Annotated in this window: 11 protein-coding genes; 7 read left to right on the plus strand and 4 right to left on the minus strand. The window is 50.2% G+C overall.

The window, feature by feature from the left end; all coding sequences use genetic code 11:
* On the plus strand, positions 1-1,004 hold a 1,004-nt coding region (locus INT22_RS02885), incomplete at its 5' end, for a FecCD family ABC transporter permease (RefSeq protein WP_446718926.1).
* A gap of 7 nt (positions 1,005-1,011) precedes the next feature.
* Here the strand turns inward: INT22_RS02885 and INT22_RS02890 are convergent.
* A complete protein-coding gene (locus INT22_RS02890; protein WP_193067640.1) occupies positions 1,012-3,153 on the minus strand; it encodes a TonB-dependent receptor in 2,142 nt (713 codons plus the stop codon).
* A 213-nt stretch (positions 3,154-3,366) separates the two neighbouring features.
* On the opposite strand from INT22_RS02890, the gene INT22_RS02895 reads away from it, so the two are divergent.
* Together INT22_RS02895 and INT22_RS02900 are read left to right on the plus strand one after the other, a co-directional pair.
* Positions 3,367-4,218 (plus strand): ABC transporter ATP-binding protein, encoded by an 852-nt coding sequence (locus tag INT22_RS02895; protein ID WP_193067641.1) that lies wholly within the window; start codon positions 3,367-3,369, stop codon positions 4,216-4,218.
* Entirely contained in the window at positions 4,215-5,165 is a 951-nt protein-coding gene (locus tag INT22_RS02900) for a sucrase ferredoxin (protein ID WP_193067642.1), read from the plus strand. Before INT22_RS02895 ends, INT22_RS02900 begins: the two co-directional genes overlap by 4 nt.
* A gap of 98 nt (positions 5,166-5,263) precedes the next feature.
* On the opposite strand, the gene INT22_RS02905 is transcribed toward INT22_RS02900, so the two are convergent.
* The 3 genes from INT22_RS02905 to dctP all read right to left on the minus strand — a co-directional run bounded on the left by INT22_RS02905 (position 5,264) and on the right by dctP (position 8,206).
* Positions 5,264-6,583, minus strand: coding sequence for a TRAP transporter large permease subunit (locus INT22_RS02905; RefSeq protein ID WP_193067643.1), 1,320 nt, complete (start codon positions 6,581-6,583; stop codon positions 5,264-5,266).
* Positions 6,583-7,086 carry a TRAP transporter small permease subunit gene (locus INT22_RS02910; protein ID WP_193067644.1) on the minus strand — a complete coding sequence of 168 codons (504 nt, stop codon included), beginning with the start codon at positions 7,084-7,086 and terminating at the stop codon, positions 6,583-6,585. Before INT22_RS02910 ends, INT22_RS02905 begins: the two co-directional genes overlap by 1 nt.
* A gap of 67 nt (positions 7,087-7,153) precedes the next feature.
* The gene (gene dctP, locus INT22_RS02915) at positions 7,154-8,206 is read right to left on the minus strand and encodes a TRAP transporter substrate-binding protein DctP (protein WP_193067645.1); all 1,053 of its coding nucleotides are present in this window, start codon (positions 8,204-8,206) and stop codon (positions 7,154-7,156) included.
* Positions 8,207-8,908: 702 nt separating this feature from the next.
* Between dctP and INT22_RS02920 the strand changes: the two genes are divergently transcribed.
* The 4 genes from INT22_RS02920 to INT22_RS20210 all read left to right on the plus strand — a co-directional run.
* The gene (locus tag INT22_RS02920) at positions 8,909-9,844 is read left to right on the plus strand and encodes a 4-hydroxyproline epimerase (RefSeq protein WP_193067646.1); all 936 of its coding nucleotides are present in this window, start codon (positions 8,909-8,911) and stop codon (positions 9,842-9,844) included.
* A gap of 109 nt (positions 9,845-9,953) precedes the next feature.
* Positions 9,954-10,901, plus strand: a complete 948-nt coding sequence (locus INT22_RS02925) for a dihydrodipicolinate synthase family protein (RefSeq protein WP_089039573.1) — start codon at positions 9,954-9,956, stop codon at positions 10,899-10,901.
* A 93-nt stretch (positions 10,902-10,994) separates the two neighbouring features.
* Complete coding sequence (locus tag INT22_RS02930; RefSeq protein ID WP_193067647.1) at positions 10,995-12,005, plus strand: Ldh family oxidoreductase; 1,011 nt, start codon at positions 10,995-10,997, stop codon at positions 12,003-12,005.
* A gap of 50 nt (positions 12,006-12,055) precedes the next feature.
* A partial coding sequence (locus INT22_RS20210) for an aldehyde dehydrogenase family protein (protein ID WP_226912359.1) occupies positions 12,056-12,834 on the plus strand: 779 nt, incomplete at its 3' end.

Below are 12,834 nucleotides of genomic sequence, written 5' to 3' on the forward strand. Positions count from 1 at the left end.
CAGAACGCAAAAGCGCCCGCCTCTTGAACAGCCTGCTGCTGTTAGGCTGTCTGCTTCTCTTCAGTGTCGGCGTATCCCTCTGCTTGGGTAGCTTTCCCACGCCACCTCTACAGGTTTTACAGACGTTGATCGCTCCCCAAAGTAGCGATATCGCTTTTATTATTTGGGAGCTAAGACTGCCTCGTATCGTGCTGGCGATACTGGTCGGTGCCGCCTTAGCGGTGGCAGGTGCTATTCTGCAAAGCATTGTGCGTAACCCGCTAGCATCGCCAGATGTCATCGGCATCACCAGCGGCGCGGCGCTAGCAGCAGTGCTGTTTTTAGCCCTGCTCAGCACGACCCTCAGCATTCGCTGGCTGCCCGTTGCTGCCATGCTCGGTGCGCTGGTGTCCGCTTTACTGGTCGTCAGTTTGGCGTGGAAGAGCGGCATTAGCCCAGCACGAATGGTACTGGTGGGTATTGGTTTGGCAGCTGCCATGGGGGCTGGCACTACCTTATTAATCGTCATTAGCGATGACACTGCGGCCATGACGGCCTATGTGTGGCTTACCGGCAGCCTTTACGCGGCGCAATGGGAAGATGTGTGGGGTCTATTGCCGTGGATATTGGTCGCAGCGCCTATCAGCCTAGCCTTCGCTCGGCATGCGGATGCCATGGCGCTGGGCGACCATGTGGCCGAAGGGCTTGGCGTGCCTATTCTGCGCAGCCGAATAGTATTACTGGCCTGCAGCGTGGTATTAGCTGGTGCCGCCGTTGCGTTTGCGGGCGGATTAAGCTTCGTGGGATTAATTGCGCCCCACTTAGCGGCTCGGCTAGTAGGGCGCAACCTGGCACGATTGGTGCCCGCCTCAGCGCTAGTTGGAGCCTTGATCGTTCTAAACGCTGATTTGTTAGGCCGCGTAGCCTTTTTACCCAAAGACTTACCCGTCGGTATTTTCGTGGCCGGGATAGGCGCGCCCTTCTTTGTGTATTTGCTGCACAGGGCGCGCTACCGTCCTTACTGAACCGGGGTTAAAAATCGACGCGATAACCGAAGGTCACTGTTCTACCGCGTCCGGCAAAATAGCGCTCGTCGTTCACCAGTGCACTTTGTGAGTAATAGCTAACGTACTGCTCATCAAGCAGGTTAGCGATGCCGACGTTGACCTGTCCAACGGGAAGTTGGTAGCCCACGGCGGCATCCATCAACAGATAGCCGTCAAATTCACGATTGGCTGCGTCGAAGGTTTTATCGAAGGCGTAGTTAGCCTGCACAAAGGTGGAAAGGTTATCTGTCCAATTGGCAGACCAACTGGCCGTCAGACGATCTGGCGAGACATCCAGCCCGGACAGCTTGGCGTCTAAACTGCCATCGTCATTACTGTCGTAGCGCCCTTCCATGCGTGAGTATGCCAAACGGCCGGTGTGTTGGTCGGTAAATTGATAATCTACCGAGGCCTCAAAGCCCTTAATTTCAGTCTCCTGACGCTGCATATAAAAGACATCGTCGACTTCCGTGAGTCGGCTGCCGAAGTCGGAGGAGGATTCGTAATAACTAAGCTCAGCGGCTAAGCGGCCATTCTCAAAGCGAACGCCTGTCTCGATATTGTCGGTAACGATCGGACTCAGGTTCTCAATGCTATTAACCGATTGATTAGGGGTGCTAATGCCCCTCAATGCTCGACCAACATCAGGAATAGAAAAACCTTCAGAGTAATTGGCGAACAGGCTCCAACGATCCACAGGTTTCCACACTGCGCCGACGTTATAGAGCGTTTCATTGAAACTGGGGTTACCACCGGCAACATCAACACTATTGTTAGCCGCCACCGTCTGATAGTCATTGATCTTTAGCTTGGCGTACTCATAGCGCGCGCCAGCTGATAGCAACAGTGAATCCACGGGCCTAAACTCAGCCTGAATGAAAGGCGAAAGATCGGTGTACTCTGTTGGCGGCACATAGGTACGGTCGGACTGATATAGGTACTGTTCGGTTTCATCAAACAGCGTATCAAAACCGCCCGTTAAGGAGAGTCGATCGTTCAGTAGATCATCTTTAGTCAGCGAGACTTTAGTACCAAACTTGCTCGTTGATGCCATGGATTGGTCGTAAAAAGATCCCACTGGGGCAATCGCAGGATCCTGGAAAGTCGCTGAGTTGGTTGCCCCAAACAGCGCTTCATAATCCTGATAGAACATCTGGGCACTTAAACGCATCCCCGCCAGGTCATAATGATCGTAACTTAGCCCTGTGGTCCAAACTCGGTTATAGGGGGCATCACCTTCGGGGGTGCCACGCTCAGACGTCGTTACCACACCATTGGCACGATCTCCCGTTACGCTCACATAATTATTGTGGCCCTCAATATTGTAGTGATTGAGGGTAAATTGCAGGCGTTGATCGTCGTCAATCCAGTAAGCCAGCTTACCTAAAATATTGAAACTGCGAGAGTCCATCAGGTCGCCCTGGGTATTGTCCACACCCACAGGGTCACGATTTCCATCCAGGAATAGCCCCTGATCTTCTAGGCTGGCCGAAAACAGATAGTCCACATCACCGCGATTACCACTGACCCCATAGCTGGTTTTATAGCTGAGCGTATCGCTATCTAACTCACTAGTGGGAGTCGTTATCTGAACCTCAGCATGCTGATTAAGCGAACCCGGCTCGGGACGTTTAGTGATCAAGTTAATCACGCCGCCTGCCGCTCCCACCCCATTAGTGGCATTAGCCCCTTGAATCACCTCGATCTGCTCAACCATGGAAAAGTCGATCGTGTGTGCTTCACGACCCGTTGGGCGCAGAGGATTCGACTGCGGAATACCGTCAATCAGAATCAACGGCTTACGCCCACGAAGGGTTTCACCGCTACCAGTCATCTTTTGGCGGCTGGGGGAGTAAGAGGGCAACAGGTTACTTAAAATCTGCGATGAATCGCTGGTTAGCTGTAACTGTTGGCTGATCTCCTCCTCGGTGATAACACGCACCGTTTGAGGAGAATCCTCTTTTGAGGAATTGGTGCGGGAAGCCGTCACCACCACCGTTTGATTCGCGTCTCCTCGCTCACCTTGTGCTTCAGCGATTGCTGGCGACTGAGCATGTGCCTGGGTAGCCGCTACCAACCCAGCAAGCGTTACTGTTGGCCAAAACACGTGGCGTTTTTTTATCGACATCCGCTTATTTTCCCTTGCAGTGAGTGAGTCGCCCAAAAGACAATGCACATCTAAATGATAACGATTAACTTGTGCATATATTACCAACATGGCTTCATCAACGAAACACGTCGTTCGATTTATCGAAATGTACACAGCTGGGACAAAGATTTGAAAATGAGAATATTTTGTCTTACGGTGCTGGCTGCTTAGATCATGCAGGCGCTCTTTCCCATGACACTCTCCTCCCGTCTTACGCCTCGGCTCAGAGGTGAAAACCTTCATGCTGGTTATGAAGACAAGCGCGTGCTGGACGGTGTCGATATCGGCATACAGGAAGGCAAGCTAACGGTCCTTTTAGGGCCGAACGGTAGTGGCAAATCCACGCTGTTAAAAACGCTGGCGCGTACACTCACGCCAAGCGCTGGGCACGTTTATCTGGATGGCAAAGATATTCACCGCAGCAATACGCGGGAAGTCGCTCAACGACTTGGTATTCTTCCCCAGGGGCCGGTCGCCCCCGAGGGGCTGAGTGTGCAACAACTGGTCGGAATGGGGCGTTTTCCGCATCAGCGAATGTGGCAAAAAAATGCCGAACAGGATGCCCGTGCAATTCGCGAAGCCATGGCCTACACCAACGTGACCGAGTTCGCTGAGCGCAACGTCGATGCCCTTTCCGGTGGGCAACGTCAGCGCTGCTGGATTGCTATGGTGCTGGCTCAGCAAACGGATCTGATCCTGCTGGATGAACCCACCACTTTTCTGGATCTCAAAGTGCAGGTCGACTTACTGGCGCTACTGTCACGTTTGGCCCATGAGCATGGCCGCACACTGTTACTGGTGCTTCACGACCTGAATCTCGCCGCCGCCTACGCGGACCAGTTAATCATGATGCGAGATGGAAAGATCATCACCAGCGGCGCGCCTAACGAAATATTTACCGCCGCCAATCTTAAGCGCGTTTTCGACCTGGATGCCCACGTACTTCACGACCCGGTAAGCAACAGTCCAGTGTGCGTTCCCCATAAATTCACGGTTAACACCCAACAACAGCACACCGACTCGGAAGAACATATCGCCCTATGAAGCATACTTTCTGCGCCGACCTCAGCCGTGAACAGAATGACCCATTAGCTGGGAGCGCTGCCCATGCCGAACGCAATCTATTAATCAGTTGGCCGCGCGCAAAGTGGCTGCGCAAGTTGCGCCATGCCAGCGACATGAACGACACGCTGAAACAGACACTAGATGACATTGCCGATAGCGGCCTACGTATTAACCTGATTCAGCAACCGGGAATGGATAAACATCAGCACCAAGTATTTCTGATGCCAGAACGGCGGCGCTTTCTAATCGCCCGCCATCACTTAGAAGACTTTTTAAGCGCTCTGCAAACAGGTAACAGCCTGGCAGAGTGGGAACAGCCCCCGCTAGAAAAAGACCTACTGCTCTGCTGCACCCACGGCACAAAAGACAAATGCTGCGCCAAGTACGGCTACCAAACCTATAAGGCGCTGGCTCAAACGATTGCTGACCACCAGCTACCGTTTGAGGCTTGGGAAAGTAGCCATCTGGGTGGCTGCCGGTTAGCAGCTAGTTTGATTTTGCTACCCAAGGTGCGCAAATACGGACGCATTACCCCGGCGCAAGCACTGCCCTTCCTGCAAGCAGAAGCGAACGGCCAACGCTACTTGCCTGGCTACCGGGGCAGCTCACAACTCACCCCCGCCCAACAGTGTGCAGAATTAGCCGCCCTGACTCACCTAAGTACCCAACTAAGCACGGATCAACACCAACCCCAGCTAACGCTGCTGGACGATAGCGGCAGTGAGCAAGAACGCCTGATACGCTGGCAGTGGCAACGGGGAAACGCTAACGGCCAACTCAGCGTGCGCTGCCAAGCCGTCACCATCATGCGAATTGACACCTGCGCCGACCTTGAACAAGGGCCCAAGGAAAGTACTGTTTGGCGGGTAGCTGAGGAGCGCTATGGTCGCTTTAATCGCCTGAGCCTTTCTAATAGTGACTATTAGCTATTTCAGGCATATGGCATATACCGACAACAACATGCCATATACATTATGACTAACGTTAACAGGTGGACAGAAGCCCACCTGTTATGACTTATTACTTAAAAACCCACAATCTTATCAGGCAACCATGTAGCCATTGTAGGAAACAGTACAACGATAGCCAGTGTTAGTAATTGCACAGCGATAAAGGGCAACACACCTTTGCACATTTGCCCATAGGTAATATCACTAGGGGCAATTGACTTTAAATAAAATATTGACGACGCCATAGGAGGTGTCAGGTAGCTCGTTTGGATTGTTATCAACACTAACGTAGCAAACCAAATAGGGTCGATACCAAGCTGTTTAATCACAGGAGTAAATATTGGCACGCAAATTAAAACGATAGAGGTCCAATCAAGAACAAATCCTAGCAAAAAGGTAACCGCCAGGAAAAATAAAATAACGCCTGCTGTACCACCACCTAACCCATTGGCTATTGCCGATACCATTTCTCCACCACCGTTGACTGCAAAAATACCCGTAAACATCGTACCACCGGCTACTATAAGCAGTATCATAGATGTAATGCGTACGGTAAGAGATAAAGAGTCAGTAAGTGAATATATCGTTATACCACCATTAATTATTGCTAAGATCACTGCGCCGGCAACGCCAACTGCCGCTGCTTCTGTTGGGGATGCAATACCACCCAACAGTGACCCAAGCACAGCGAACATTAATAGCAAGGGTGGCACTAACGCTTTCAGTGTAATTCTTATTTTAAGAGCAAAGGGTTTATCATCGTCAACAATAGTAGAGACTGGGCCATCTTGAGGGCGCAGCCAGCATCGAACAATTATGTAAGTAGCAAAAAGAGAAAGCATAAGAATGCCGGGGAATATAATCGCTGCAAATAAGGCACCTATCGACTGTTGAGCGAGAGCAGCATAGACGACTACGATGACAGTAGGAGGTATAATTGTTCCTAAAGAACCTCCAGCACAAACCGTACCCGCAATCAGTGAATTATTATATTTATAGGCTCTCATGGCAGGAATTGCCATTAGCCCAATCATTATTTCCACCGCACCAACGACTCCAGATGCAGCAGCAAATATTGCTGCCATAGCAATCGTTGTTAGTGCTAGCCCTCCTGGTAGCCGCCCAATCCACATTTGAATGGCATCGAAAAGATTTTTTGCTATACCTGACTTCTCTAGTATCGCTCCCATTAGAATAAAAAGAGGAATCGAAGAGAGCACATAATTTGATGAAGCGCTATAAATACTGCCATAAAGTTGTTGAAAAATCATAGGGCCAAAAGCGAACCAACCAGAAATAAGTGACACTATAATTAATGAAAAAGCAACCGGAATACCTAAAAATATTAACAAAAAAAGCCCTGGAAACATTAACGAAGCTATTGTCGAATCCATTACTCAATCTCACTTTTTATAGTCTTATTTAAAAAAGAACGAAGCCCAATGACAAGAAACTGAAGAGCAAGGAGAGTAAGACCTACAGCTATACATGTATAGAATGGCCACATTTGAGGCGCCCATGTACTGACCATTTCAACCTCATTAGTTATGAATGCCGACACAGTCTTCTTCCAACCATACCAGGCCATAAATAGAAAAGTCGGAAACAATACAACTGTATAAACCACTCCGATAATTAATCGATAAAGATTATTTGGTAGCAGGCTACTCAACACATCAACTTTTATATGACCATCAATCTGCGCTGTCCAAGCAACACCCAGCACAAACGCAACACCTGTAGCCATATAAGAAATATCGAATGCCCATATGGTTGATGAGTTAAAAACATAGCGAGCTATCACTTCATATAACATTGACAACACCAATACAACAATTGCCAGCTTGCTCATCCACGCAGACACTTCAGAAATTTTATCTACTAATTTAAATATCATTATTGGCACCACTCATGTCTATATATACAAGGAGAGACTCTTAAAGCCTCCCCCTATAATTTTTATGTTAATTAGTTATGAGGTAGTCTTTCTGAGAATTCCAACGCGACTGATATTCTTGGTAGTCTTTTAAAATCTCTTCCATGTCAGGGTTGCCAGCTTCACTTTCTTCCGCAGCCCGGGCAGTAATCCATGAACGCCCACTTTCCGCTAATTCGTCAACGAATGCTTCGTCCAAACTAATGACTTCGTTTCTACCTTCACGATAATTTTCCATAGCGATTAGGTCGTTATGATAGAAACTGGAAAGCCCTTCATAAGTCGTCAACTTAGCTGCAGACTCAATTAGCTGCTTTAGGTCGTCTGGCACTTGATCCCATGTTTCCTGACGGACAACGACTTCCCAAAGGAATGTGGGTTGATGTACACCTGGGACTATGATGTAGCGGGCTGCTTCATGAAAGCCTTCTGGATAATTACTGGAAGGCGTTGCCCACTCCACAGCATCGACACCCTTACGCTGTAATAAAGTGTAAGTGTCTCCGGGCGGAACAACAGTAGGGACTGCATTGTAGTACTCACGCATAACTTCAGCCCAAGGGCCAGAAGTTCTGTACTTTAGGCCGTCGAGATCCTCAGGCCCGTTAATTGGCACGTTGGAATGAGCAAATACTTCAGTAGATCCAATGCCAACGATTAGCGAGTGCAATCCTTCACTAGCCCGGAGCTCCCGCAATGCTTCTTGACCGCCACCTTCATAAATCCAATTAACATATGACTGTGGCCCCATGCCTCCCGGGAATCCAGCAAAAATAGCGTTTATAGGATTTTGATTAACTAAGTAGCTTGGCGTGGAGTGCCCCGCCTCTACTGTACCCTCTTTGACAGCATCATAAACTTGCAAGGCAGGCACAATCACGCCCGCGCCAAAAGGCCTAATGTTAGCTCGTCCTGAAGTTAAAATTTCTGTGTTGCGTGAGAACCGTTCGAGGAAATTTTCATAGAATGGAGAGCCTCCTGGGACGGAGGTGGGCACCCGCCATTCCACTTCGGCTGCATGCACTTGGGAGGAAAGTGCTATCGCCGCTACCACAGAGGAAAGCCATTGCTTTGTTTTCATGATCACTAACCTTTCTATATGTTGGTTTTATTTATCTCTCACCCCATTGCTAAATAAAGGGCATTGAGAGGTAGCTACATGCCTGTACGTTTAAGCTTTTCCTACAGCAAATACTGTTAATGCAGAGCCGTCTGCTGCTCGCCTTTCCCTCTCCCTGGAACAGACTTGTCGCGCTGAGCAAAGCCAGATGAGTTACGAACAAATCGATCTCGACCGCCCTTTTTGTATAAAATATATAATAAATCATTGCAAGACTATCTTTGCAGAATCAGAACAATTTTCTAAAAACACCATCTTAATTCAGATACTTAAGCTAATTCTGATATAAAAGCTATATGAAGAAGCGTTTATGGGAATAGCTTTGTTTTCTTAGAGATTAAGTAAGGATCCCGAATCGGGACTCACTGAGCTCCCATAGACTTAAAAAAGCGAGGAATAATTCGACCACCTCTACAATAATACGACTTTAGTCTAACCACCTATCAGCTGACATCTCTACTCCAGTTGCTATAAATCGTTGTAATAGCAACCTCTTCCTAATACTCAGACCAATAACTCATGCATAGAGAAGTAAGCCTGATGCGAAATATGGCTTCACAAATCATTTTGAAGATTGTATAAAATATAAAAACTACCAATTGATGCTGACATCCGCTGTAGCGCCAGCGTTGATCACCAGGACAAAACAATCACAGGTGTTCCATGAAACGAGTGCATATCATCGACTCTCATACAGCAGGTGAACCCACACGGCTGGTAATGAAGGGATTCCCAACTCTGCCTGGCGCAACCATGGCAGAAAAATGTGAAGCGCTGCGTACTTCTCATGATCAATGGCGGCGCGCCTGCATGTTGGAGCCACGTGGGCATGATGTGTTGGTGGGAGCGCTTTATTGTGCGCCGGAGTCACCAGATGCCACTTGCGGGGTCATCTTTTTTAACAACTCGGGGTATCTGGGTATGTGCGGTCACGGCACTATCGGGCTCGTCGCATCCTTGCATTATCAAGGCCTTATAGAACCCGGCGCCCATAAAATAGACACTCCTGTTGGTCCTATTAGTGCAACCCTTCACAACGACGGTGCCGTTACTGTCCGGAATGTCCTTTCTTATCGCTATCGCCAGCAAGTCCCTGTTGAAGTGCCTGGCTATGGGCTTCTGCATGGGGATATCGCTTGGGGAGGCAACTGGTTCTTCCTTATCAGTCAGCATGGCCAATCGCTAGCGCTTGATAACACCGAAAAGCTAACCGAATTCACCTGGGCCGTACGCCAGGCACTAGAAGCGGCCTCGATTACTGGCGAGGACGGCGGACTAATCGATCATATTGAGCTCTTCACAGAGGACGAGGCAGCCGATAGTCGTAACTTTGTGCTTTGCCCCGGCAAAGCGTATGACCGCTCCCCTTGTGGTACCGGCACTAGCGCCAAACTGGCTTGCCTAGCGGCAGATGGAAAATTATCGCCAGGAGAGACCTGGGTACAAGCCAGTATTTGTGGCAGCCAGTTCGAAGGACACTATGAATGGGAAGGCAACTGCATTCGTCCCTATATCAAGGGGCGAGCCTACCTAAGTGCAGATGCCACCTTACTTATTGATGAACAGGATCCGTTTGCCTGGGGCATTTCTGACGAGTAAGCACGCGACTCACTCGCCCTGATTCTTCATTAACCAAGCAGCACCGATTACTCCACTATCAACTCGGTGCTGATGTGAGTACTGACAACACCAACCGAAAGGAAAAACAATGAGTGATAACATTTTTACAGGCTGCATCCCTGCGTTAATGACCCCCTGTAATGCGGACCGTCAACCGGACTTCGATGCTCTGGTTGCTAAAGGTCGTGAGTTAATAGATATCGGTATGAGTGGCGTCGTGTACTGCGGCTCCATGGGCGATTGGCCACTGTTAAGCGAAGCACAGCGTCAAGAAGGGGTCGCCCGTTTAGTTCAAGCAGGCATACCGACCATCGTGGGCACTGGCGCAGTAAATACCAAAGAGGCCGTATCCCATGCAGCTCACGCTGCTAAAGTGGGAGCCCATGGTCTGATGGTTATTCCGCGCGTGCTCTCACGGGGCACCTCAGTAGCGGCACAAAAAGCTCATTTCTCAGCCATTTTAGAAGCAGCGCCTAAGCTGCCCGCCGTCATTTATAACAGCCCCTACTACGGCTTCGCGACGCGTGCAGACCTCTTCTTTGAGCTGCGTCATCGTTACCCAAACCTAATCGGCTTCAAAGAGTTTGGCGGTGCCGATGACCTACGCTACGCTGCGGAAAACATTACCTCCCAGGATGACGATGTCACCTTGATGGTAGGTGTAGACACGACTGTCTACCATGGTTTCGTCAACTGTGGCGCCACCGGTGCCATCACCGGCATTGGCAATGCTCTCCCCCGCGAGGTGCTCCAGCTCGTCGCTCTTAGTAAAAAAGCCGCGCAAGGCAATGTCGAAGCACGCCGTTTAGCCAAAGAGCTTGAGGAAGCGCTGGGAGTTCTCTCCTCCTTCGATGAGGGCGGCGACCTAGTTCTGTATTACAAACACTTAATGGTACTCAACGGGGACTCCGAGTACTCCCTCCACTTCAATGAAACTGACACTCTGAGCGATGCCCAGCGCCACTATGTGGAATCTCAATACGCCTTGTTCCGTACCTGGTATGCCAATTGGTCTGCTTCCTTAGAAAACATCTAAGGCTCAGTGGTACACAATTTTTTGCCGCTTAGCAGCCGACTGCTCCAGCACAGCTAATGTGCTGGAGCAAACTCTCTTTGCTAGGAGTTACTCATGCACCGTATGAGTCTGGAGGAAGCCGAGGTACTGGCAAAAGCAGTGCTCAACGCCCAGGGCTTCAATCAAGAACAGACACACGCCCTATCTCAAGCAGTGATAGCGGGGCAACGCGACGAGTGCCATTCACACGGCCTGTACCGTTTACTCAACTGCGTTAAAACGCTAGCGGCAGGGAAAGTGGTCGCCAATGCTCAGCCAGAAGTGCACGATCACGCCCCAGGCATCGTACGGGTTGATGCCAAAGGAGGCTTTTCGCAACTTGCCTTCGAGGCTGGCTTACCCATTTTAACGGCAAAAGCGCGTGAGCAAGGAATTGCTGCGCTTGCCATTAATCACTGCGTACATTTTTCAGCCTTATGGGTTGAGATTGAAGCTATCACAGACCAGGGGCTGGTAGCGCTGGCCTGTAATCCCAGCCATGCCTGGGTGGCCCCCGCTGGGGGCAATCGCCCATTACTGGGTACAAACCCGTTGGCCTTTGGCTGGCCGCGCCCTAATGGTCAGCCACCATTTATCTTCGACTTTGCTACCAGTGCCATTGCTCGCGGTGATATCGAGCTCCATCACCGCGAAAATAAGCCCATTCCCGAGGGCTGGGGTATCGACCGTTTAGGGCAGCATAGCCAAAATCCTGCTGACGTATTAGACGGCGCACTCCTTACCTTTGGCGGCCATAAAGGCTCTGCCTTATCGATCATGATTGAGCTTATTGCTGGCCCTCTCATCGGTGACTTAACCAGCGCTGAATCGCTGGCATACGATGATGGTGCCGGTGCTTCCCCCTATCACGGCGAACTCATACTCGCTATGGATCCTGAACGCTTTTTGGGGAGTACGCTCGGGGATTATATGGCCCGTGCTGAAGATCTGTTCTCGTCGATCATAGCCCAGGGCGCTCGCTTACCTTCGCAACGACGATATACGGCACGGCAACGCACTCAAAAAGAAGGTATTTCAATTCCAGAATCTCTATATCAGGAGTTGTCACGCCTAGCGCGATTATGACGGCTCTTTTCTTACCGACCATTCGCGTTATTCTAACGACGGAGACGAGCATGACATTGCAAGGCAAAATGCTGATTGGCCAACAAGCTGTACAGGGCTCTCGTGACGCCATTTACGCAATCAATCCAGCGAATAATGAACGTCTTGAACCCGCTTATTTAGGTGGCTCCCAGGCAGAGGTAGAAAGGGCCTGCGAGTTAGCTTGGCGCTCATTTGACAGCTACCGCGAAACGCAGCTGGAAGCACGGGCACAGTTTCTCGAAACCATTGCAGATGAGATAGAAGCGCTCGGAGAAACACTGATTAACCGAGCAGTGGCCGAATCTGGCCTTCCTCAAGCCAGGATTCAAGGGGAGCAAGGACGAACTTGTAACCAACTACGGCTATTTGCAAAAACCCTACGCAATGGTGAATGGCTAGATGTTCGAATTGACCCGGCCATGCCTAATCGTCAGCCCATGCCGCGCGCCGATTTGCGTCAACGCCATATCGCGCTTGGCCCAGTCGCTGTTTTTGGTGCAAGCAATTTTCCACTGGCTTTCTCCGTCGCCGGCGGCGATACCGCATCAGCGTTAGCGGCGGGATGTCCCGTGGTCGTCAAGGCCCACTCCGCACATCCAGGAACCAGCGAATTAGTAGGACGTGCGATTCAAACTGCCGTCAAGCGGTGTGATCTTCCCGAAGGCGTATTTTCGCTAATTTTCGGCTCTGGCCGTGAGGTTGGACAGGCATTGGTTGCGCACCCTTACATCAAAGCGGCCGGGTTTACTGGCTCCCGCAGCGGTGGCTTGGCACTTTGGAAAACGGCGCAGTCGCGCCCTGAGCCAAT

Source organism: Halomonas sp. 3D7M, assembly GCF_014897885.1.
In the GTDB taxonomy this organism is placed as follows: Bacteria; Pseudomonadota; Gammaproteobacteria; order Pseudomonadales; family Halomonadaceae; genus Vreelandella.